The 24615-nt window shown below is 49.6% G+C and carries 17 protein-coding genes; 11 read left to right on the top strand and 6 right to left on the bottom strand.

Annotated features, from left to right (window positions below):
- Positions 1-93 precede the first annotated feature (93 nt).
- The 3 genes from ACYVJM_RS00905 (at position 94) to ACYVJM_RS00895 (ending at position 5090) form a co-directional block, all read left to right on the top strand.
- Complete coding sequence (locus ACYVJM_RS00905) at positions 94-1455, top strand: GH1 family beta-glucosidase (protein WP_461146323.1); 1362 nt, start codon at positions 94-96, stop codon at positions 1453-1455.
- A gap of 136 nt (positions 1456-1591) precedes the next feature.
- The gene (locus tag ACYVJM_RS00900) at positions 1592-2878 is read left to right on the top strand and encodes an acetyl-CoA hydrolase/transferase family protein (RefSeq protein ID WP_461146322.1); all 1287 of its coding nucleotides are present in this window, start codon (positions 1592-1594) and stop codon (positions 2876-2878) included.
- Between the two features lie 277 nt (positions 2879-3155).
- Positions 3156-5090, top strand: a complete 1935-nt coding sequence (locus tag ACYVJM_RS00895; RefSeq protein ID WP_461146321.1) for a sensor histidine kinase — start codon at positions 3156-3158, stop codon at positions 5088-5090.
- 72 nt (positions 5091-5162) lie between these two features.
- On the opposite strand, the gene ACYVJM_RS00890 is transcribed toward ACYVJM_RS00895, so the two are convergent.
- The 3 genes from ACYVJM_RS00890 to ACYVJM_RS00880 form a co-directional block, all read right to left on the bottom strand.
- A complete protein-coding gene (locus ACYVJM_RS00890) occupies positions 5163-6053 on the bottom strand; it encodes a sugar phosphate isomerase/epimerase family protein (RefSeq protein ID WP_461146320.1) in 891 nt (296 codons plus the stop codon).
- A gap of 158 nt (positions 6054-6211) precedes the next feature.
- Complete coding sequence (locus ACYVJM_RS00885) at positions 6212-7924, bottom strand: GMC oxidoreductase (protein ID WP_461146319.1); 1713 nt, start codon at positions 7922-7924, stop codon at positions 6212-6214.
- Positions 7925-7993: 69 nt separating this feature from the next.
- Positions 7994-8509, bottom strand: coding sequence for a gluconate 2-dehydrogenase subunit 3 family protein (locus ACYVJM_RS00880; protein ID WP_461147718.1), 516 nt, complete (start codon positions 8507-8509; stop codon positions 7994-7996).
- A gap of 394 nt (positions 8510-8903) precedes the next feature.
- On the opposite strand from ACYVJM_RS00880, the gene ACYVJM_RS00875 reads away from it, so the two are divergent.
- From ACYVJM_RS00875 to ACYVJM_RS00840, 8 genes are all read left to right on the top strand, one after another.
- Positions 8904-10382 (top strand): S41 family peptidase, encoded by a 1479-nt coding sequence (locus tag ACYVJM_RS00875; protein WP_461146318.1) that lies wholly within the window; start codon positions 8904-8906, stop codon positions 10380-10382.
- A gap of 326 nt (positions 10383-10708) precedes the next feature.
- The gene (locus ACYVJM_RS00870) at positions 10709-11782 is read left to right on the top strand and encodes a Kelch repeat-containing protein (protein WP_461146317.1); all 1074 of its coding nucleotides are present in this window, start codon (positions 10709-10711) and stop codon (positions 11780-11782) included.
- Between the two features lie 37 nt (positions 11783-11819).
- Complete coding sequence (locus ACYVJM_RS00865) at positions 11820-12146, top strand: DUF4907 domain-containing protein (protein ID WP_461146316.1); 327 nt, start codon at positions 11820-11822, stop codon at positions 12144-12146.
- A gap of 11 nt (positions 12147-12157) precedes the next feature.
- A complete protein-coding gene (locus ACYVJM_RS00860; RefSeq protein ID WP_461146315.1) occupies positions 12158-13480 on the top strand; it encodes a DUF4270 family protein in 1323 nt (440 codons plus the stop codon).
- A 497-nt stretch (positions 13481-13977) separates the two neighbouring features.
- On the top strand, positions 13978-15687 hold the full coding sequence (gene kaiC / locus ACYVJM_RS00855; protein ID WP_461146314.1) for a circadian clock protein KaiC: 1710 nt from the start codon (positions 13978-13980) through the stop codon (positions 15685-15687).
- Positions 15688-15815: 128 nt separating this feature from the next.
- Positions 15816-16109 (top strand): circadian clock KaiB family protein, encoded by a 294-nt coding sequence (locus ACYVJM_RS00850; protein ID WP_461146313.1) that lies wholly within the window; start codon positions 15816-15818, stop codon positions 16107-16109.
- Positions 16110-16430 (top strand): circadian clock KaiB family protein, encoded by a 321-nt coding sequence (locus ACYVJM_RS00845; protein ID WP_461146312.1) that lies wholly within the window; start codon positions 16110-16112, stop codon positions 16428-16430.
- A 5-nt stretch (positions 16431-16435) separates the two neighbouring features.
- Complete coding sequence (locus ACYVJM_RS00840; protein ID WP_461146311.1) at positions 16436-17743, top strand: sensor histidine kinase; 1308 nt, start codon at positions 16436-16438, stop codon at positions 17741-17743.
- Positions 17744-17836: 93 nt separating this feature from the next.
- Here the strand turns inward: ACYVJM_RS00840 and ACYVJM_RS00835 are convergent, their stop codons facing one another.
- The 3 genes from ACYVJM_RS00835 to ACYVJM_RS00825 are packed head-to-tail and all read right to left on the bottom strand — an operon-like array spanning position 17837 to position 24437.
- Positions 17837-20005 carry a plastocyanin/azurin family copper-binding protein gene (locus ACYVJM_RS00835; protein WP_461146310.1) on the bottom strand — a complete coding sequence of 723 codons (2169 nt, stop codon included), beginning with the start codon at positions 20003-20005 and terminating at the stop codon, positions 17837-17839.
- A 28-nt stretch (positions 20006-20033) separates the two neighbouring features.
- Positions 20034-21923, bottom strand: a complete 1890-nt coding sequence (locus tag ACYVJM_RS00830; RefSeq protein ID WP_461146309.1) for a 3-keto-disaccharide hydrolase — start codon at positions 21921-21923, stop codon at positions 20034-20036.
- Positions 21924-21959: 36 nt separating this feature from the next.
- Positions 21960-24437: a glycoside hydrolase family 95 protein gene (locus ACYVJM_RS00825; RefSeq protein ID WP_461146308.1), complete on the bottom strand. Its 2478-nt coding sequence runs from the start codon at positions 24435-24437 to the stop codon at positions 21960-21962.
- Positions 24438-24615: the final 178 nt, after the last annotated feature.

The following is a 24615-nucleotide window of genomic DNA, read 5'->3' as shown; positions in this document are numbered from 1 at the left end:
GTACGCAGACTACGGCATTCCCGGCTGACCATTGAATGACGTCCGTCTTCACGTATGGGTGGTACGCGGTGAACTGTCGATTTTAAACGAATTATGAAGCACGATTTCGGACCCGATTTCGTCTGGGGAACGGCCACAGCCGCCTACCAGATCGAAGGGGCAGTTGACCGCGACGGGCGGGGACCGTCCATCTGGGATACATTCAGTCATCAGAAAGGTAAAATTAAAACCGGTGAGCATGGCGATATCGCCTGTGAGTTCTATGACCGCTTTGAATCAGACCTCCGGCTCCATAAGGAATTGGGCTTCGATGCATTTCGCTTTTCGATCTCCTGGTCTCGCATTCTCCCCGATGGTGTCGGACCAAAACACGGCGGTCGTATTAACGAAGCCGGACTTCGTTTCTACGACCGGCTGATCGATCACTGCCTGTCATTGAGCATCACCCCCTGGATTACGCTCTACCATTGGGATTTACCGCAGGCGCTCGAAAACAAAGGGGGCTGGCCCAATCGGCAGATTGTCGACTGGTTTACCGAGTACACCGACGTGTGCACGAAAGCGTTTGGGCATAAAGTCAAGCACTGGCTCATTCTAAATGAACCCCTGGCCTCTTCCATTCTTGGGTATTTCACCGGGCAGCACGCGCCGGGCCGTCGAAGCTTCCGCAATTTATTGCCGGCCATTCACCATACCACGTTGGCGCAAGCCGAAGGAGGCCGGGTTGTGCGGCAGAACATCTCCGATGCGCAGGTGGGAACTACTTTCTCCTGCTCCCCTATCGATCCGTTTACCCCCGGCGACCAGGCAGCCGCCAACCGAGTGGATGCCCTGATGAACCGGCTTTTTATGGAGCCAACCCTCGGTATGGGTTATCCAACCAACGAACTTCCTTTTTTGTCGGGCATTGCCAAAAAAGTAGCCAAACCCGGTGATATGGAGCGACTTGCCTTCGACTTTGACTTCATCGGGTTGCAGCATTATTTCAGGGCGGTGGTCGAACAGTCGTACTTCATGCCGTATTTATGGGCCAAAGACGTTTCGCCCCTCCGCCGGAATGTGCAGACCATCACCGAAATGGGCTGGGAAGTATACCCCGAAAGTATGTACCGGATTATCAATCAGTTTGCCCGGTACGAAGGCGTCAAAAAAATATACATCACCGAAAGTGGGGCCGCCTTTTACGACCGGGTTGAGCAGGGCCGGGTGAACGACATTGCCCGCATGGAGTACCACCAGAATTACCTGCGGAACGTTCTCCGGGCCAAACGGGAAGGGATTCCGGTGGCGGGTTATTTTGCCTGGACCTTCCTCGACAACTTCGAATGGGCAGAAGGCTACCGTCCCCGATTCGGCCTGGTGTATGTCGACTTCCGGACGCAGCAACGAATTGTAAAGGCATCGGGACGCTGGTTCCAGCAAATGTTAGCCAGTCCTGTCCTAAAGAATCACTAATATCCGCAATCGATAAACCTCCCTCTTCATCCCAATGTTGTGTGGGTGAGTCTCCTGCGACTGAAACAGGCTCCGGCTGTTTCCTTACCTTTTCTTAGTAGAACAAAACAGCCGGAGCCTGTTTTACCTCACTATTATGCCATCAATCCTTCCGATCACCACGCCTGAACAAGCCGTCTCGGCGATCCAGTCCGGCAATCGTGTTTTCATTCACAGTGTAGCCCAAACACCCCACGTACTCATCAAGGCCATGGTGGACCGGGCCAGTGAATTGACCAATGTAGAAGTATGCCACATGCATACCGAAGGTCCACTGCCTTACCTGGACAGCAAACTACAGGCATCATTTCGACCAAATTCATTTTTCATCGGGGCCAATATGCGGAAGCAGCTCAATCAGGGCATAGGCGATTACGTGCCTGTTTTTCTGAGTGAGATTCCACTCCTGTTCCGCCGGAATATATTACCCATTGATGTAGCGCTCATTCAGGTATCACCACCCGATGCGCACGGGTACTGCTCCCTTGGTCCATCGGTCGATATTTCGCTGGCGGCCATCCACGCGGCTAAATACGTGATTGCCCAGATCAACCCGCGCGTTCCCCGCACCCACGGCGACGGCCTGATCCCGACGTCGATGTTACACGCTGCCGTGGAAGTCGATGAACCCGTTTATGAAGTACTGCCTGGAGATATAAGCGCCGACGATCGTAAAATCGGGCAGTACGTAGCCAGTCTGGTAGAGGATGGCGCTACGCTTCAACTAGGGATCGGCGGGATTCCCAACGCTACCCTGGCCGAGTTAATTCACCACAAAGGGCTAGGTATCCATACCGAAATGTTCTCGGACGGCGTCATTGATCTGGTGGAGCGGGGTGTCATTACCGGCGAACACAAAACGGTACTTCCTTACCGAATTGTTTCGGCATTCGTCATGGGCAGCCAGCGCGTGTATGACTTCATCAATGATAATCCGGGGGTTGCCATGAAGCAGGCCAGTTTTACTAACGATACGGCCATTATCCGGCGTAACCCCAAAGTCACGGCCATTAATTCGGCCATTGAAATTGACCTGACCGGTCAGGTTTGTGCCGATACCATTGGAACCTACCAGTATTCGGGTGTTGGCGGCCAGATGGACTTTGTGCGGGGCGCATCGCTTTCAGAAGGAGGAAAACCCATTATTGCCCTCCCCTCAACGACGAGTAAAGGCCTCAGCAAAATTGTGCCCTTCCTGAAAGAGGGGGCGGGCGTAACGACCACCCGCGCTCACGTTCATTACATCGTTACAGAATACGGTATCGCTGATCTATACGGACAAAACCTGCGTCAGCGTGCCCGGGCACTCATCAACATTGCTCATCCCGACCATCGGGAGGAGCTGGACCGGCAGGCGTTCGAGCGCTTTGGCCGATTGTCCTAATGCCGGGTACCACTTCGCATAATAATGATAAACAAAACAGACTCTAAAGCCTACAGATTCTACAATGCATAGGTTTTAGAGTCTGTTTTAGTATACCTCGTTTTATAAACAATGAACTAGCAGCTAGAGACCCAAATAAGATTTATTTATACTAGTAGTTTCTATAGTTTGATTATTTACCCATTTCACTACATTTAACTGCCCGTAACTTGCATCCCATAACAATACTGTCAGGTTACCTAAGGCTACTGTTCGTATTTTCTACACCGTATATAACATGGAGACCCGATTATTACTTCAGGGAATTCTGGATGCCTCGCCCGACGCAATTAGTGTTTTTGAAACTGTTTACGATGAATCGGGTGTTCCGGTAGACTTCCGACTCGTAATGACCAACAAGCTGTCAGCCCAGCTTATGTCTTTTTCTGCCGATCATGCTATTGGCAAGCTGTTCAGCGAGTTGACTCCCGGAGGAATCCATGACGAACGATTTAAAGCACTTAAACTGATTAGTGAAACCGGTCAACCGCTCGATCGGGAAGTGTTTACCTACCGCACGGATGGCGTTTATCTTTGGCTGAAAGCATCTCTCCGTAAGTTTGAAGAGTTTATTGTCGTTACCTACACCGATATTTCTCAACGAAAAGAGGCCGAATTACAAAGGGAAAAGCAAAACAATCTGCTTGAGCGTGTGTTTTCGACAACCTTATTGGGCATCATCGTATATCAGACGGTTCGAGATCAATCGGGCGATATAACAAACTTTCGTATTGTACAGGTTAATCGAGTAGGTCAAGAACTGATTGGTGCATCAAACAATGTTACAGGTCAACTGCTTACGAATGTTTTTCCGGAGTCGGTCACTCCGGCAACCATGACCCGCTTCAGGAATGTTTGCGAGGAGGGCATCCCGTTCGAAATTGAGTATTTCTATCTACCGTTAAATAAATGGTACAATATCGTAGGCGTACCCCTCGGCGATGGGTTAATGTTAACGTATGTTGACATAACTGCCCGGAAACTGGCCGAAGAAGCCAGCATCCAGCAAGGCAACCTTTTGTTGCGCATCAGTGAGTCGGTGAAGATCGGCATCCTAACAACCGAGCCCATCCGGGATGAAGAAGGAAAGATTACTGATTTCCGGTACACTTACTTTAACGAGCAGGCCAAAAGTTCGCTACCTGAATCGTGGCATCAGGTTCCAGACCAGACAGTACGTTCCGTTAACTATTTGGGTAATGCGGACCAGATGGTTGATCTTTTAACCAGAGTAATAGAAACCGGTGAGACAGTTCGACGTGATGCGAAAAGCCCCGATAATAAGGTCATCTTTTCGGTCATTTCAAAATTAGGTACGGGTGCTATCATTACGTTTGTAGACGTCACCCAGCAACGGCGGGCTGAAGAACAAGCTCGCTACAGTGCTGAACTGGAACTGGAAGTAGCCGAACGAACCCAAGCGCTCTCCTTTACGCTCGGCGAACTGGAACAGTCAAGAAATGAACTGGAACGGGCACTGGCTGTTGAACGGGAATTGAGCGAGTTGAAGGTTCGGTTCGTCTCCATGGCATCCCATGAATTTCGGACCCCTTTAACCACGATTCTGACCTCTACCTCGCTCCTGGAAAAATACGCCGAAATCAATAACCAGCAGGATAGGCAAACCAAACATATCGAGCGAATAAAAATTGCGGTCAGACACCTCAACGATATTCTGGAAGAATTTTTATCGTTGGAAAAACTTCAGGAAGGGCAGATCAATGTACGTCGTGTCGAAGTCGATCTAAGGCAGGTAGTTGCTGAAACGGTGAATTACGTCCGGGATGCGCTCGAGCCCAGACAAACCATAGAGATGCAACTTTCGTGTATGGATACCATCCGTCTGGATCCTTCTTTGTTCCGTAAAATCCTCATCAACCTGCTTTCAAATGCAGTAAAGTATTCGGGCGGAGGCACTGTCATAACGGTTCGAATCGCCTGTACAGACAAGCTCTTGACAATGAGCGTTCAGGATCAGGGAATCGGTATATCCCCGGAAGACCAGAAACAATTATTCCAGCGTTTTTTCCGGGCTAAAAATGTATCGACTATTCAGGGAACCGGACTGGGCCTTCATATCGTCAATCGATACGTTGTGCTAATGGGCGGCCAGATAGACCTGTCGAGTGAGCTTAACGTGGGCACGACACTAACGGTAACCCTTCCTATCTGATCTTTTAGAACCATCTGGCCCGTATTCATTGATCTTACCCCAGAACACGGGCCCACTGGTCCTGTAAAAAACTTATACTTTCAACTTGTCGATGTTCTTGATACTAATGGCAATCGACTCCAAAGGAGGCAGTTTGCAAACATCCTGCTCAACAAAGTAGTGGGTCATACCCGCCGTTTTTTTAGCGTCGAAAATACGTTGGAAATCAATGGAGCCGGTACCAACCGGTGCAAATGCCTTCTCGGGTGTTTTTTCCATATCTTTCACATGCCAGAGCGGGAACCGGCCCGGGTGCTTCTTGAATAAAGCGACGGGGTCCTGATTTGCTCGGGTTGCCCAATATAAATCGAGTTCGAGTTTGACCAGATTTTTATCCGTTCCGCCCGTTATCACATCATAGGGTATCTTCCCGCCAAGTGGCTGAAATTCAAAATCGTGGTTGTGGTAGCAAAATTGGATTCCGGCCGCTTTACATACTTCAGCCGATTTATTGAATAGGTCAGCAAAGGCTTTGTAATCGTCCAGTTTTGTCCTTTCTTCAGGGAAAAGGTAGGCACAAACCATGTACTTCTGACCAACGGCAGCCGCATCGTCAACAGCCCGCTTCCAGTCGTTCGTCAGCGTCCCTTTCATTTTAGGCATCGTTTTGCCCGTCGTGTAGTGACCGCTGGGCACCGTCATTCCCAGTTCTTTCATCAGGGCAGCAAACTCTTTAGGTGTTTTACCGAAGAACTTCCCATCCGAATACCCAAAAGGTTCAACTTCTTTATAACCTAACTGGGCAACTTTTCGCAGGGTTCCTTCGGGATCTTTAGCCATCAGGTCGCGCAGGGTGTACAACTGCAAACCAACTTTTTTAGACGAGGCTGCGAACGCATCCAGTTGCGGCAGGAAAACGGCCGACGTTGCTAAAGCGCCAAGTTTAAGAAACTGCTGGCGGGTAATTTTAGTGGACTGATTCATGAAGAGAAATCGATTAACGGGCTACGGGCCAATTACCCGTGCTTTCAACGGATAAAGGTACGGAAGCACTCGTTTTATGTAATAAAAAATCCATTAAAAACACAAGGCCATACGTACATATACGTATGGCCTTGCTCGAACCCGGAAATCAAGTTGCTTTACACCAGACCTTTCTTCATAGCCTTCACGGCATAATCGGCCGCACGAGCGGTTAGTGCCATGTAGGTAAGAGACGGGTTTTGTGTTGAGGTGGAGGTCATGCAGGAGCCGTCGGTTACAAAAACGTTTTTAACGGCATGCAGTTGGTTCCATTTATTGAGCATCGACGTTTTAGGATCTTTTCCCATTCGTACGCCACCCATTTCGTGAATATCGAGGCCGGGGCTGGCATGGCTGTCCCGAACACGGATATTTTTGAAACCCGCTTCGGTAAACATCTCCGTAAGCTGTTCCTGATAATCCTTCACCATCTTATCGTCGTTATCGTCATAGGCGATGGATATCTTCAGTTGTGGAATACCAAACGGGTCTTTCTGCGACGAATCGAGGGCTACATAATTACTTTCTTTAGGAATGGTTTCGCCCATCATGTGCGAGCCCACATACCAGCCGCCAAGTTTTGGGTTGAGCAGGCTCTGCTTTAGATCGGCGCCAACGCTACTCTGGTCGGAATAGGAACTACGCCCGGCCGAGAAACCAGCGGCATAACCCCGCAGAAAGTTCGTTTCCTGTTTCAGTACGTTCCGGAAACGGGGAATGTATGGACTGTTAGGCCGACGTCCGTCGGTGGTCGAATCGAGGTCACCGTCGTATTCTGCCGAAATGCCTGCCCGATAGTTATGGAATGCGGCATACTTACCCAGCACCCCGCTATCGTTACCCAGTCCATTGGGGAACCGGCTGGAGGTTGAATTAAGTAACACCAAGTTTGAGTTCAGCGCGGCTGCATTAAGGAAAATGATCCGGGCGTAATACTCGGTCATTTTCTTGGTTTGGGAATCAACAACCCGCACCCCGGTTGCCCGGCCTTTTTTCTCATCATAGATGATCGAATGCACGACCGAGTTTGGCCGGAGGGTCATTTTACCCGTTTTTGCCGCCCAGGGAATGGTGGATGAGTTACTGCTGAAATATCCACCAAACGGGCAACCCCGCTCACAAATGGTGCGGTGCTGGCACTGCGCCCGGCCCTGATCATAATGTACCTGCTGCGGCTTGGTGATATGAGCCGCCCGCCCCATAATGACGTGCCGGTCTTTGTACTTCCCGGCTACTTTTTTCTGAAAGTGCTTTTCCACGCAGTTCCACTCGTGCGGGGGTAGAAACTCGCCGTCGGGCAGCGTCGCCAGTCCATCTTTATTGCCTGAAATTCCGGCAAAACGTTCAACGTAACTATACCAGGGAGCTATGTCGGCGTAACGAATGGGCCAGTCGACGGCAAAACCATCGCGGGCAGGACCTTCAAAATCAAAGTCGCTCCACCGCTGTGTTTGCCGTGCCCACATCAGCGACTTACCACCCACCTGATAGCCCCGAATCCAGTCGAACGGTTTCTCCTGAATGTACGGATGTTCGGCATCTTTCACAAAGAACTGTTCAGTTCCTTCGTAAAAGGCGTAACATTTGCTGATGATCGGATTTGCTTCTTTAACCTCTCTCCGGAGTTGATTGCGGTGTTCAAACTCCCAGGGCTGTGTATTGGTCGTTGGGTAATCCGTAATATGCCGGACATCGCGACCCCGTTCGAGAACGAGCGTCCGCAATCCTTTACCGGTCAATTCTTTTGCGGCCCATCCTCCACTGATACCCGAGCCAATGACAATGGCGTCGTAGGTGTTGAGCGCCTGAGCATCTATATTAAAATAAGACATGTTTATCGTGGTTTATTAGTGGTTGAGTATTACCCGCCGATCAAAGTACCGAGCGCGGGCAACGTCAACTTATTTGGTCTGTGAAACAGCCTTGGGTTGAACAGGCACGCAACCATAGTAGTGGCCGGGAATAAACTGGTAATGGGTCAGGTTGGTCATGACGTATTCCGATGTCATGTAACCCCGGATGGTTAGTCCTTTAACGAGGGAATAAAAATCTTTCTGAGCCGTATCCGACGATTTCGATAATTGAGTGAGCAGGGCGGTGCGCTGGGCCGTGTCTCCTTCTGTGAACGATTTGCCAAACGAGGTTTTAGCCAGCCCATCCAGCGAATCAAGGCCCTTTTGAAGCGTCTCCTGCGATGGTTTCGGGTAGCAGTCGGCTACCATCTTTTGTACAAACTGATGTACGTTGAGTGCTTTCGCCCCCGGCGTATCCGTTGCCGGAATGATCGTTTCGACAAACTCGGCCAGCAGGTCGGTCTGGCTTTGGGAGAGGATTTTTTGGGTCGAATGGACAGTTTCAGCCGTCCAGCCATTGGCCCAGGCGGGTAGGCTTACAAGCCCGCCAAGGGCCCCCGCCATCGTTTTTAACGCATTACGTCTTTCCACAGGAATAGTTACTACAATCGTTGATTAGTCTGTCAAAGATATAAAACAAACATGGACGAATTATACCTTATAAACGATATAAATGGCTCTATTGTATACCGTTCTTTTTCATAAATACCTGGATTTAAAGCTAATACTAGGGTATTCCCTACCTTATTACCTTAGCTTTACAAGCGAAGTCTGCTCAGTTCACAATCAATTAAACTACTTGATCACTATACTAGTAAATACAATCACAACGAGTATTTATCAATCATATTAAATGCTTATTAAATCATCTTTCTTTCGTGTGCTTCTGCAACATTTAGCATTTGGGATACGTAAAATAGAGTAGGCAGGCAAGTCTTTCAGCCAGCCTAAAAACTCTATGAAACAACACGTTGTGAACATAGCCCGGCGGGCTTCCTTAAATCAGATTTTCAGGCAGAATAAGTCGGTACTGACCGTAGCACTGCTTGGTTTTATCGGGTCACTATCGGGATGTAAGAAAACGACTGATGACGTTACCCCAAAAACGACAACAACAACAGCCAGCGAGAACAGTACAGTAGATAGCTGGATACTGTCCAGGATGCGGGATGTGTATTACTGGAATGACAAAATTCCGGCTAACCCCGACACGACCCTGGCTCCCGATGTATTCTTTGACTCGATCCTGAACAAATTCAATGCTACCTCGAACCCGGATGGCGACCGTTTTTCGTGGATAGAAAATGATGCGAACACCCTAACGGCGGAATTGAGTGGTGAATCGGTCACGACAGGTATGGATTTCAACCTGTATCTGCGGGGGTCAACGGGGGTTATAGCTCAGGTGCTTTATGTATTGCCCGGCTCTCCGGCCGAAAAAGCGGGTTTGAAACGGGGTGATATAATAACGAAGGTAGGCGGTCAGTTACTGACGACCACGAACTACTCGGACCTGTTGTTTACCGGCACGACCTTTACATATGGTCTGGGTACGGTGAGTGGCACAACAATCGTAGACTCCGATCAAACCCGGAGTGTAACGGCAACGGTATTTCAGGAGAATCCAGTATTCCTCGATTCCATTTACACTGTAGGCACCAAGAAAGTAGGTTATCTCGTTTACAATCAATTCGTTCCTGGTGCCAATGGCAGCAAGGCCAACGAATATGATGCGCAGGTAGATGCAGTTTTCAGTAACTTCAAAGCCCAGGGTGTAAATGAGCTCGTCCTGGATCTGAGATATAACCCAGGCGGTTATACGTCGTCGTCCGCCAATCTGGCCAGCCTAATCGGGAAGGGAGTCAGTTCCAGCAAATTATACTTCCGCGAAGAATGGAACAAGACAATTACCCCCTATTTACAGGAGGAGTACGGCAGTAACTTCTTTGTGCAGAACTTCCTGGACAAAGCGCAGAACATCGGCACTAATTTATCGCGGGTATTTGTCCTGACAACCGACCATACGGCTTCGGCCAGTGAGTTGATCATCAACGGTCTGCGCCCCTACATGACCGTCACGACAATTGGCAGTACCACGTATGGTAAAAATGTAGGATCAATTACCATTAGCGACGAGACAGGCAAGATTAAATGGGGCATGCAGCCCATTGTATTTAAATCGTACAACAGTCTGGGCCAGTCCGATTATGCAACCGGATTTACGCCGAACGTTGAGGTAGATGAGACTTCGCCCCTGTTACCCCTGGGCGATACCAACGAACCGATGCTCAATGAAGCCCTGAATCAGATTTCGGGCAATCCAGCAAGCGGACGGCGGGCAGCCGTACGAAACCCGCTTATACAACTGGGTTCATCGATTCAACGGAAAGCCGGTGGTCAATCCATGGTCCGGGTGATCAAGAATTTGAAATTATAATTGCTTTTTTCAGGTACGATTCCAACGACTACCATACCGGGCGGGTCCTGTTATGGTAGTCGTCTTACTTTGTTTCCTTCGTCTATTCGCCAATAATTAAGAATTTTTATGAAAGTAGCTCGTTGGTAAGTAAGGCCTGTTTGACGTAATTTTGCAGAACGCTTTTAAGTACCCATTCACGCTGAAGGTTGTCCAGTTTACCTCATTTGTGATACGTTCAGGCTTCTCGCCGGGCTAACTCATCCCCGCCGGGATGGCAAAATCATCGTTCTTAACTCAAATTGGTATAACTTTACGTTTTAGTTCGTTCGTTTACGCTCTTGTTCATGATTCATTTACCATTCCGATTTCTTTCGGCTACCGACTCCCAGCCGCAATCTGTAACTCAAGAGGCATCGCTCTCTCCCGTAACGAAGACAGGCAAAAAACAGCAACGGATAAACTGGATGCTGGGTGCTCTTTCTATCGGCTGGGCAGGACTGCTGATCGGCTGTAACAGCTCCACGACGGTGTCGACCCTCGGCGACTGGACGAAACGTTCCGCCTTTGAAGGCGTAGGCCGTTCCGGTGCCTCAAGTTTTGTCATTAATAATATTGCGTACATGGGTACCGGCCTTGATGCCAGTAACCAGCGGCTTCAGGATTTCTGGGCGTATGATCCGGCCAAAAATGCCTGGACCCAAAAAGCTAATTACGGTGGTGTAGCCCGTTACTCGGGTGTAGGTTTTGCCGTTGGCAACAAAGGCTACATCGGTACCGGTATCAACGTTAATAGCGACAAGCTGAAGGATTTCTGGAGCTATGACCCAACCACCAACGCGTGGACTAAAGTAACTGATTTTGGCGGCACAGCCCGGTATGGCTCACTTGCTTTCGCTATTGGCAACAAAGGGTATGTGGCTACCGGCAATGACGGCAACTACCTCAAAGACATGTGGGCTTTTGATCCAACTGCCAACACCTGGGCCAAAGTAGCCAGCTATGGTGGTGAAAAACGCGTAGGCGGTGTTGCTTTTGTGATTGATGGTAAAGCGTATGCAGGTACCGGAAATAACAACGGTATTGGCCAACGGGACTGGTATGTATATGACCCGGCCACAGATGTATGGACCCAGAAGCTTGACTTCCTGACCGACCAGGCTGTTCAGCGTAGTTATGGCGTTGGGTTTGCCATCAACGGTAAAGGGTATGTAACTCTGGGCGATAACGGCTCCGTATGGCAGTATAATCCGGCGGATGACACCTGGTCGCAACTTGGTTCTTTTGAAGGAGCTAACCGCCAGAATGCAGTTGGTTTCGCCATCGGCAACAAAGGCTACGTAACCACCGGTAGTGCCAACGGAACAAGCCGTTTTGACGACCTGTGGGATTTTGATCCGGCCGTTGAGCAGGTTATTTAAGGTGCAGGATAGCTCATTGGAAAAAGCTGGCCCATCGGTGAAAACTAACCTAGTCCGAAAAGGCTTACTACTGGTGTTACTCGTACTGGCGGTTCTAACGGTCAGGCTTGTTTACCAGCGTCAGAATCCTTACACGGTTGAGGTTTATCCAACAACCGGCGGCTGGGGCTATTCCATCGTAACCAACGGAAAGCTGCTTATTCACCAGCCTACAATTCCGGGTCAGCCCGGAATTGTAGGCTTTGCTTCCAAAGAGGAGGCAAAGCGCGTTGGTGAGCGGATAGTAGAGAAAATACAAAAGGATAAGGCACTGCCTACCCTGACGAATGACGAACTACGCCAGTTGGGCGTAAAAATTCCCTGAATTATTTGCTTATGCGTATTCTTTGGTACGCCGGCTTGCTTTGGCTGGCCGGTATCGTGCTATTTGGCTGTCAATCGGGCGATCTCAACGTGGGTCAGTCGGTTATTAATCCGCAGCAGTTGCAGGTGTTCTCCCTCGACTCCATTACGGTAAAAACCTCCACGGTTATGCGGACCGACTCATTCCTAACATCGAGCGATGCCGATGTAGCGGTTGGTTATTGGAAGGACGCGCAAACCGGACAGCAAACCGTTCAATCGTTCGCGGCTATCGATTACCCCGCTAACTCCTTAATATCCCAGACAAATTTTCGGCTGGATTCATTAGTGCTGGAATTTGGATATTCTTTTGTCTATGGTGATACAACATCAACCTTTGATTTGAATGTCAGTCTCCTGAGCAGACCAATGCCAGCCCAGTTCTATTATAATACCAGTTCGGTTGGGTATGCGGCCAAGCCCATTGCCAAGCGTTCATTTCTTCCTCGTCCACTGAGCGGTACCCGTCAAATACAGGTTCGCTTGCCGGATTCGCTGGCGCAGAATTTGTTTAATAAACTCATCAGCGGAGAGGTTAGCAACAACACCAACCTGAATGATTACCTGCCTGGCTTTGCGCTGACCTCTACCTCTACCGCCAATACAATGCTCGGGTTATCGACGAACAGTACCGTAAGCGGGTTACGTATGTACTACCACGATACAGACTTGAATCGTACGGCCGCTACCCTACTGTTCCCGATTACTTCGCTGCACTTTACCAAAATAATCAATGACCGCAGCGGTACACCCTTGAGTGCCCTAAAAAGCAAATCAGACATTGTTAATAGTACCCTGACCAACAATACGACCTTTGTTTCGTTGGGTTCCGGTCTGCAAACCCGGGTAGAATTCCCTTACCTGAATAATTTTTACCGACCTGAGAACCTTGCCGATCTGAATAGAGCACTTTTGGTTATCAATTCTGTTCGCCTTGACAGACGAGACAATAATCCGCCGGTATCGAGTCTGCAACTGTACCAGACTAATAACCAGAACGAATTTATTGCCTCTGTTCCGGGTGGTGTCTCGGGTGGTGAGACCCCTAGTGGCAACTATTATGTAGATCCGTTTGCTATACTTTTTACGGATAGTTATACGATTGATTTAACCTATTTCATCGGTCAGATCATCAAGAAAAAAGCACTCGCCCAACCGCTTCTGCTTGCCGTTCCAACCCCTTCGAATGGTGGTGGGTATTCGGTCCGGACACTGCTCCAGCGCTCTACACTGGGGAATCAGTTTAAGCAGAATGACCAGTTGCAACTAAAGCTGTTCGTTACATCCGGTACCTAAGCCGGTCATTTGTAAGTCGCTGGTTGAGTCAGCGATTTGAGCCAAAAAGTAATTTACTTTCATAGCGTCCAAACATTTGGCCGCTTCCTACTAACCGATACCAAATCAGCGAGTGTCCGGTAATAGCTCATCGCCATTATCAGACACTCGCTGATTTGGTATCGGTTAACGCCTAAATCAATTAGGCATCATCTATCTTTGTGCGCTCATAATCTATATAAATAACAGTATACTTATTTACTCAATAGAGAGGTGCCGTTCTAACGATGGCTAATCTTTTAACGCCTGCTTTCGGGCTCCGCTCTGGCCAAATCTTCAAACTATTCAGTACGATTAATAGTATATATACTACCTTGTTTGGCATTAACATATAACCGTGTTTAACTGATTAAACACAGAATTATCAGAATAAACAGTCATAAGCCTGGTATTTGTCAGATTCGGAAACTTTTTCTAAAAAGTCAACAGTAAGAGTCGTTCATCCTTTTTGTACGTAAATGAGTTTAGAAACAGCTAACACGTCAAATTCTTCTCTATCATCGCTTCCAAAAACGCCTACCGGCATCACAGGCTTGGATGAAATTACCAAGGGTGGATTGCCGAAAGGCCGTCCAACCCTGATCTGCGGTAGCGCTGGCTGCGGTAAGACGCTTTTTTCGATGGAATTTATTGTACGGGGTGCCTTGGAGTTTAATGAACCGGGAGTGTTTATGGCTTTTGAAGAGAAATCGGAAGAGCTAGCCCAAAATGTAGTCTCTCTTGGATTTGATCTAAACCAACTTCAACGGGATAAACTCATTAAACTGGATCACGTCCACATTGAACGGAGTGAAATAGAAGAAACTGGCGAATATGACCTGGATGGGCTGTTCATCCGGCTCGGGTATGCTATTGATCAAATTGGCGCCAAACGGGTCGTTCTGGACACCATTGAGAATTTGTTTTCTGGTCTGACTAATCAGGGGATTCTTCGGGCCGAGCTAAGAAGACTTTTCGAGTGGCTTAAAGAACGGAAAGTTACGACCATCATCACCGGCGAACGGGGCGATGGCACTCTAACCCGTCACGGTCTGGAAGAATACGTATCCGATTGTGTCATATTACTGGACCATCGGGTAAGCAACCAGATTTCGACACGATTGCTGCGAATCGTCAAATATCGTGGATCCATGCATGGCACCAACGAATACCCGTTCCTGATCAACGAGAAGGGGATTTCGGTGCTGCCCGTTACCTCCCTAACACTGGATCATCCTGTATCGTCCGAGCGGATATCATCCGGCATTCAGGCTCTGGATAAAATGCTCGACGGCCAGGGGTTTTTCAAAGGCAGCAGCATTTTGATCTCGGGCACCGCCGGCACGGGAAAAACAAGTATTGCGGCCAGCTTTGCCAACGAAGCCTGCCTGCAAAACAAACGGTGTATCTATTTCGCTTTTGAAGAGTCTTCGCATCAGATCATCCGAAATATGCGGTCAATTGGCTTCGATCTTCAGACACATATAGATAAGGGCTTGTTGAAATTTCAGGCTTCCCGTCCAACCCTAAATGGGCTGGAAATGCATCTGGTGGCGATCCATAGGCAGATAAATGAATTTAAACCATCAGTCGTTATACTGGACCCGATTACCAACCTGATTACCGTTGGCACAGTGAGTGACGTAAAGTCGATGTTGATTCGCTTGATCGACTTTTTACAGGCCGAGCAGATTACCGTCTTGTTTACGGCCCTGACGCTCAATAATGTTATCAATGAGCAGACCGACGAAGGGGTTTCATCGCTGGTCGACGCCTGGCTGCTTGTGAAAGATATTGAATTCAACGGGGAACGAAACCGGGGCTTGTATGTGATGAAATCTCGGGGCATGAAACACTCCAACCAGGTGCGGGAGTTTATCATTACCGACAAAGGGCTTGATCTTGTTGATGTTTACCTTGGCTCAGAGGGGGTTCTGACTGGCTCCGCCAGAGAAGCTCAGCAACTACTCGAAGAGACGGGTGTTGTCTTACGCGAATACGCAACCAGCCGGAAAGATCGCGAAATCGAGCGCAAAAAATTGATCCTCGAATCGAAGATCGCCAGCCTGAAAGAAGAATTTGAGTCTGTTCAGGATGAGTTGAATAAAACTTACATTGAAGACGAGTTACGGAAAGAAGTCATGCAGAAAAATCGGGAACAGATGACCCGTAGTCGGCATAACGAATAATTTTTTTCTGGCTTGTAAAATATTGTAGTAGCAAGGTTAGTCGTCATTGGATGACCTGCTGATCGTCAGCAAATAACCGCTCAGGCGAATAGCCGACAACCCAATGCTTATGATTACCTACTTAATGAATGGAAACGAACGATGAAAATTGGGAACTACGGCTCTACATTGCCGGCAACACTCCCAAATCCCAACTTGCCCTCTCTAACTTAAAAAAGTACTGCGAAGAGCATCTAAAGGGTAAATACCTGATTGAGGTTATTGACCTGCTGGTAAAACCACAACTGGCTGAAGGCGACCAGATATTTGCGGTACCGACCCTTGTAAAAAAAGTACCTGAACCCATTCGGAAGATTATCGGCGACTTATCGAATGAAGAAAAAGTGCTGGTAGGCTTGAATATTCGTCCGGCAATCAAGTAAATGATCAATCAATCACCAACCCAGGAGAATACTGACCCGGATGACGAACATCAGCTGTATGTCTTACAATTATTTGTAACCGGCATTTCTCTGAATTCGGTACGGGCGATTGCCAATATCAAGCAAATTTGTGAACAGTATCTACCCGGTAAATACTCGCTGGAAATTATTGACGTACACCAGCAGAAATCACTCGCCGAGCTTGAACAACTCATTGCCCTACCCTTGCTGATCAAACGTTTCCCCCTCCCGGAACGCAGGTTGATAGGTGACCTGTCCGATACAAAAAAGGTTTTATCTGGTTTAGGTATTAGTCATTAAGTAGGATGAACGGGGCGAAAACATACGAGCAACTGCTGGCCGAAAACGAAAGCCTGCGCTGGCAACTCGACGAAGCAACAGAAACTATTCAGGCCATTCGAACGGGCCAGATCGATGCGCTGGTGGTTCAGGGAAGGGAAGGGCATGAACTCTACACACTAAAAACGGCCGATCAGACGTACCGTATCTTCATTGAAACCATGAACGAAGGGGCCGTAACCCTCAACCGGTCAGGCCTTATTCTGTACAGTAACTCGGCCTTTGCGGCCATGGTAGATTTACCCTTGACCAAAGTATTTGGCCTGGCTTTCCGGCAGTTTGTCGACGACCAGGATCGGAAAACCTTCGATAGTCTTTTTCAAGAAAGCTGGACCGGAAATCACAAAGCCGAACTTTCGGTTACCAGTACCACCAACAAACGAGTGCCCTGCCTGCTTTCCGTAACGCCCATGCAGTTGGATGGCGGAGATTGCCTGAGTCTCATTCTAACGGACTTAACAGCACAAAAAGAGACGGAGCAACTCTTAAAGGTAAAGAATGAGCAGCTGGCGCAAACGAATATAGCCCTTGAGATCAGCAACCAGGCATTGAACCGGTCGAATAGTAATTTACAGCAATTTGCCTATGTAGCCAGCCATGATTTGCAGGAGCCCTTGCGTAAGGTGCAGCAATTTGGTGATCTGCTCAAAAACCGCTATGCCGCCCAACTGGGCGATGGGGTTAATTACCTCGAGCGAATGCAGTCGGCAGCCAGTCGTATGTCGACACTTATTCGCGATCTGCTGAGCTTCTCCCGCATTTCAACCCAACAGGATACCGTAGCGCCGGTTGCGCTGACGGCCGTATTCAAAAATGTGCTGAATGATCTTGACCTGCGCATCCAGGAAACAGATGCGGTCATTACCATTGATCCATTGCCCAGCCTCCAGGGCGACCAGTCGCAGTTGGAGCAGCTATTTCAGAACCTGATGACGAATGCGCTGAAATTCCGCCGTCCGGATGTTCAGCCCGTTATTCATGTAAGCGCTGAACTCGTAGCTGCCAGACAGTTACCCACTTCCATTAAGCCAACTCAGCAAATGAAGTCCTATTATCGAATCAATGTGGCGGATAATGGGATTGGCTTTGAAGAAAAATACGTCGACCGGATTTTTCAGGTATTCCAGCGGCTGCACGGTAAAAGTGAATTTGTTGGAACGGGTATTGGTCTGGCTATTTGCGAGAAAGTGGTGGCAAATCATGGTGGGGCCATCAGTGCCAGCAGCCAGCCCGGCCAGGGTGCAACTTTCAGCGTATACCTTCCACAACCGTAGTGCGGGTATATAGCGAGTGGTTATCAGTTACTGGTTCATCTGTCCACCATTAACCAATAACCACTCACGAATAACCAATAAACAGGCTAGGCTTTACTTCACCACTTTCATAGTTCCCTGCATCACATAGAAGTGCCCCGGAACGGAGCATTCGTACTGGTAGTCGCCGGGTTTATCGGGGGCGATAAAATAAATCGACTCGTTGGTGTTGGGTTGAAGCAGATTGGTGTGATGCAGTACTTTTTCCGTTTGCGGAATGTAGTTCCTCTCCTGCCCTTCCAGTCCGAGTTTCATGGCCAGTTCGCCCACCTGAACCGCCGATCCGGGAGCTACCACTACGAAATTATGAAGCATGTCGTCTTCATTATTGAAAACGACTCGTACTTTACTCCCGGCTTTTACCTGAAACTGCTCGGTCGAGAATTTGAGGCCGGGTTTGGTACCCATGTTGATCGTATAATCCGGCTCACCCCAGGAAGGGGGCATTTCCGTAATCCGCTTGGCCGCTGCTTTACCTAAAGCTTTCACAGCCCCGGCCGATTTCCCCGAAGCTGTTTTCATGCCTGAAGCTTTACGACCCACTGGCGGTGCTGTGGAGGTAGACGCCGTCATCATGCCTGCATGGTCATGTTGAGCGGGTAAAGCAGCAACGGCCAGCTTTTCGCCATCGGGAATGTTGTTCAGCGTATAATAACCTACGTTGTGCAACAGGGCTCTTCCCGTAGCAGAACGGACACCGGCGGTAGTAATCTCATGAATATAACCCAGCCGCAGACTGTCGACCACCAGACGGGCTTTCAAGCCATCTTTTGAGACAACAATTCCCCGAATCGGGCAACCCGCCCGATTGATTACCGGACTTCCGTAAGTGGCGTGATACTTGTAGTTGAAGCCCGTTACTTTATACGAAGCGGGGTCTGCTGCCAGTTCCTGATCGACGGGGGACGTGAATTCAATCTCGAACCCATCCGGCATGGCATGAATGGTTTTCATTTCAAACGGCATTTTACCGGTCCAGACAACACGCTGTAGACTGAACAGTTCTTTGCCGGTCGATGACCAGCCCCGGCTCGTCATGCCGACAAACATGGACGCATCGTGGCCCCACACCATACGCAGCACCCCCGACGAGAAACCTTCGCGGAATGGAAAAACAACGCCCTGGTACTTACCCTTCACTTTTTCAAAATCTACGCGGGATACGATGCTCTGCCCCTGATCGCCCACGAATAGCTGATTTTCAAACGGACCGAAGCCGCCTTTGGTATTATCCAGCAGCATACCCGACGTTGAAATCCCCAGTATGCCGTGAGGTAACCAGACAGCAGGAGCTTTCAGCGTTGTAAATTGTTTGGCCACATCATACAGCGGTTCGCCGGTATTGGGCACGTCCTGCGGCTTAATGGTTAGTGGTGAGCCTGGTAAACCCGTCCAGCGTAAGCTCTCGGCATTCCCCATAAAATCACCCTTTTCTACTTGCGAAATACGACCCGATCCAACCCAGTCGCCCTGATTCTCGGTGTAAAAAAAGTCACCGGCCGCATTCATGCCGTAGCCCGCCGGAGAGCGCATTCCGGCCGCAAAGGGCATCATCTTGCCATCGGGGGTTATCTCCAGCGTCCAGCCGCGCCAGGGAGCGAGACTCACACCATGTCCGAGACTATTGCTCCAGCCTACGTTCAGCGTGACCAGCATATTTCCGTTGGGCAGAAAAGTCGGCCCATAGGAATACTCGTGGTAGTTGCCCGATAAAGGCCAGGAGTACATTTTATCGTACGAATCAGCCCGTCCGTCCTGATCGGTATCGCGCAGGCGGGTCAATTCACTACGCTGAGTCACGTAGATGTCGCCATCCTTGTAGGCCAGTCCCAGTGGCTCGTGAAGGCCATAGGCAAACCGCTTGTAGATAGGTCGGTTTGAACCGCTGATGTAAGGGTTCGAAACAGTCCAGACTTCACCCCGGCGGGTACAAACCGCCAGATTTCCATCGGGAAGCGTAACCATCCCTCCTACTTCCAGGATAATATCTTCCGGAACGGGCAGCGAAATGAGTTTGTAGAAATCATCTTCTTTTTCGGGGTCCGCTTCAACTTTAGCCAGTCCCTTGGGAGCGGGTGCCGGTTGTTTACTGCTGGAACTGACAGGCAACCCGGTCTTTGACTGAATCTGCGCCCAGGCAGCCGGTTGGCCGAACCAGGCAAGGCCAGCGGCCAGCAAGGCCATTCTGGCAAAATGATGTATGGTTGATTGATTACGTTTCATAAGAAGATACACGCAAAACGCTGACTGATTACCAGATAATTGAATAATTCGCCGTGCCGTTATTGGCAGTCGATTTGATCGGCAGCAACAGCTCTTTGGTATTCCGGGCGGTGCTTCGGATAACCGGTTTCTCATTTCCCGGCAGTTCAACGAAATACTGTTTATCGTTTACGCCATACAATCCATTCGGAAGTTGCTGAATGTCGGCTCCTTCGGCCACCAGGCACCAGATCTCGCCGTTGCCAGCTGCACCCGGCGTTACAGTAAATGAATGCGCCAGCTTCCGGCCATTATCCTCAGCGGCAAACGACTCCCGAACAGAAGCACTTCCCAAGGTGTATTTGAACACCGGCCGACCGTTCTTATCGACATCGTACCCCAGATTAGTGTACGTGGTATTGGAGTCGGGCCAGGCAGCATTCTGATTTGCCAGCATGGCCAGCGATGGCTTACCCGAAAGCTCGATTACGCTCCCGATGGGTACCGACAACTGGGTTTCGCCACGACCGTACCACATGGGCGTCGTTTCCAGAAAATCGCCCCGCCAGATTTGGAGGAACTGCCCTTTCTGCAGGTCGACCGTGTAGTTGACCGCACCGGGTTCGCCCACCGAAATTGTGTGCGTATGCTTGATACCGTGGTGGTTGACAAAGCCTCGCTGCATGATGGGTTCATCTTTCGCCAGCAACGAAATTTCACCGACGGGCTCCTCAGCCCGGATCACCTGGTTGAGGGCCATATAGGGAACGCCGGGACCCTCTACCGCCAGCGTGATGTCGTTACTGCGCGCGTACCAAAGCCCAAAATTCTTATAATAGTTCAGTTCGATCGGGAAATCGCCCGCCTGTAAGTTTAGTTTAGCCGATGCCTTACCGCCATCTTCCGTGTCGATGGAAAGAATTTTTTTACCGGCGATTTTCAGTTCACCGGCTCCATTGCGCACGGTTTTGTTCACCTCCGTAGGAATCCAGGGAAGCTGCAACGAGAGTACGTATTCGCCAGCGCGGGGAATGTGGACAGTACCCGTAATCTTACCGGCAAAATTGTCGCGGCTGCCGGGCGCCGAATGGGCCAGTACATCGATGTTCATTTCCCGCTTCGGCGTGAGGGAAGCCAACTCGTTAACCGATTTGAATTTACCTTCGTAGGCACTCAGCTTGAGATTCGAGAGCGTGACGAGCTCCGTTTCGTACGCTTTGTACCGAATATTCCGAAACGCCACCGGACCGTGATCACCCTGGATCATCAATGGCCCCGTTGGTTTTTCATCCGCAAAACCGGCCGAACGTGTTGGCCCCAGCACTTCTATGTTTTCCTGAACGGTTACGCCATTCAGAACAACTTTCAGGAATCGAGCGTTGGCAATTTTCTCGCCCGCCTTGTTGAAGCGGGGTGCCCGGAAAACAATATGGAAATGCTGCCATAAGCCCGGTGCTTTGCTAACATTCTGGGTTGGCGGGTGTCCCTGATAGCCCTTCTGCCCATCGGGTCTTTTATCGTCCCAACGTTCATAAATAGCTCCGCAGTCGCTTGATTTGGGCACTTTTACGCCCCAGCTATCGAACAATTGAACCTCGTACCGTCCCTGAAGATAGATACCCGAATTGGACCCTTTCTCCATCATAAAATCGAGGTCAAGTTCCAGATCACCGTGTTCCAGTTTGGTAAAAAGTTGCTCTTTACTCTTGCCGGACAGATCATTGACCAGCACACCCGTTCCGGATTTGGTGGTGCCTTTCCCCTCTTTGTTGAGATCGTAGAAGACATCGCCCACGATCTTCCAGTTCGAACCGGTTGGTTTGAAATCTGCCAGATTTTGAAGATTTACTGTTGAGTAAGGCAGCTCACTCGATTGTGCCAGCGTGCTCAGCGCATAAAGATGCAGTCCGACCAGCAGGCAGAGAAATTTACGGTACATGATTTAACCTGATTATAGAAGCCTTCTCTCACAAAGTTACATGCCGGTTAGTTCATAAACAGCACCGGTCTGGGTATTAAACGTAGTAACATACCCTAAATTGGATGGTTTTGATTCGAAATTGACCCCTTTTACTCGAATTGGCCGACTCGTTCGGATTGTGCAGGGTGCACCATTCAGCGATTTAATGGTCGCGGTTGTTAGCTTACGATTCTTCCACTGCATAGCCACGTCGAACCCACCCCGTGCCCGCAGGCCGGAAACGCGGCCATCCCGCCAGGCATCCGGCAAAGCGGCCAGCAGATGAATGGCATCCAGATGACTCTGCACCAGCATCTCTGCCATGCCCGCCGTACCGCCAAAGTTACCATCGATCTGAAAGGGGGGGTGGGCATCGAAGAAGTTCGGATACGTGCCGCCCCCACCCTGGCTGCCGTAATTGGTTTTCGTCTGGCTGGTGTAGCGCAGGAGTTCACGCAAAAGTATATACGCATGGTTACCGTCAAGCAGTCTGGCCCAGAAGTTCACTTTCCACGCCCGGCTCCAGCCCGTTCCGGCATCGCCCCGGAGTTCGAGCGTTTTTTTAGCCGCAGCTGCAAATTCGGGCGTACTGATGGGCGAAATCTGTCTGCCGGGGTGCAGGCCAAACAGGTGCGATACGTGCCGGTGCTGGGGATCGACATCTTCATAGTCCTTATTCCACTCCTGTAAGTTTCCCTTATGGCCAATGTGCAGCGGATAAAATTTACTTCGCTTCTCAATCAGCAACTTCCGAAAATCCGGTTCGATATTCAACGCCGTCGATGCATCGATCAGGTTGGTAAACAAATCCCACATAATGGACATGTCCATGGTTGTCGCGGTGGAAATCGACGCGGGCTGTCCTTTAGCGTCGATAAAATCGTTCTCCGGCGATACGGAGGGCGACACCACCAGATAGCCGTCTTTGTCGGCGATGAGCCAATCCAGATAAAAAAGAGCGGCCCCTTTCATAATGGGATAAGCCGATTCGCGCAGAAATTTCTTATCGCCGGTGAAACGGTAATGCTCCCAAAGGTGCTGGCTCAGCCAACCCGCTCCCTGGTTCCAGTTGGCCCATTTAGGGTCGCCCTCTCCTTTATCGCCCACCGGGTTGGAAATGGCCCAGATATCAGTGTTGTGGTGTGCCACCCAGCCCTTCATGTTATAAAATTCCCTGGCGGTCACGGCTCCCGTTTTGGCCAGCTCACCAATAAAACTCAGTAGAGGCCGGTGCAACTCCGAGAGGTTCGTTACCTCAACGGGCCAGTAGTTCATCTGGGTATTGATATTGATGGTGTAGTTCGAGCTCCAAGGAGCCCGCAGTTCCTTGTTCCAGATGCCCTGCAGGTTAGCGGGCACATCGGTCACCCGCGAGCTGGAAATCAACAAGTAGCGGCCGTACTGGCAGTACAGCATTTCAACACCGGGATCGTAAACGCCTTTACTGTACATTTCGAGCCGATCGTCAGACGGTAAGGCTGCGTTTTTATTGACATGGGTAGTATCGGTAATCTGAAATGAAAATCGATTGAAATATGACTGATAATCAGCCATATGCCGACTTAGAAGCGTTTGATACTTAACGGTGGCAGCTTTTTTGATGAGGTCTTCAGCCAGTTTATTTTCGTCTTTCCCGTCCTTATCCGGGCATTTATCATAGCCGTTGAAACTAGTTGTAGCCGCCACCAGCAACAGAACTTCCGATGCATTACGAACGTGAATACCTTCTTTGTCAGTTTGCACCGTACCACCCGTATTAAGGGTTTTCAGCCGCAGTTGAAACCGCATTCCTTTGCAACCCGTAGCATCTTCATAAATAACATGCTCGCGATCTTTGGGGTTGTAATAGTTCGGGTCGACCTGGGCGGGCGCTTTGCCTTTCATAACCAGATCACCGTTACTCCCCAGCCTGTTTTCAGTTCGTAACTGGCTGCTCGTTGAAGCATCGAAACTGAGCTGACCGGGTTTGCTGGCGGTCAGGCGAATCACCATGACGCCATCGGGTGCGGAGGTAAACATTTCGCGTTTGTAGGTAACGCCATTGACCGTGAAGCGGGTTGTGGCAATGGCTTTCTGAATATCCAGATCCCGGTAGTAGCCGGTTGGTATGGCCCCGTTAAAGTTCTGCTTCAGAGACAGGTCGCCCAGCGGCATATAGGACTGGGTGTATAGACCCTGCATCTTTTTTACCAGCGTGACGGCCTGCTTGTAATCTTCCTGGTCTAGGGCCTGCCTGACCTGAGGCAGGTACGACGGAGATTCGGGGTTGACGCCACTGGAAACCGGACCGCCCGACCAGAGGGTGCTTTCATTGAGTTGGATGAGCTCATCCTCTACTTTCCCAAAGACCATAGCGCCAATCCGTCCATTGCCAATGGGTAAGGCTTCTGTCCAGACCGCAGCGGGTTTCGTATACCAAAGTTTTAGATTGGACTGCGCCCATATCGGCGTTGAGAAAAATAAAGACAGGCACAACCAGCGATTTAGCTTCATTGCAAATGATAAGGTTTTTCAGATAAATAAACTGGTTTATAGCACATTTACAAACCAGCTCTATCAGGAAAGCATCCAGTTCCGGTTTTATCCTGAAAAGATGATTTAAATTTTCTTTGGTAGCCAGCCATTAATGGACCACCAGGGGTGATTTTCTTACTATGGACATCAACCTGTT

Source organism: Spirosoma pulveris (assembly GCF_054781875.1).
The sequence above is the reverse complement of the archived record's forward strand: the minus strand, read 5'-3'. Positions and strand labels throughout refer to the sequence as shown.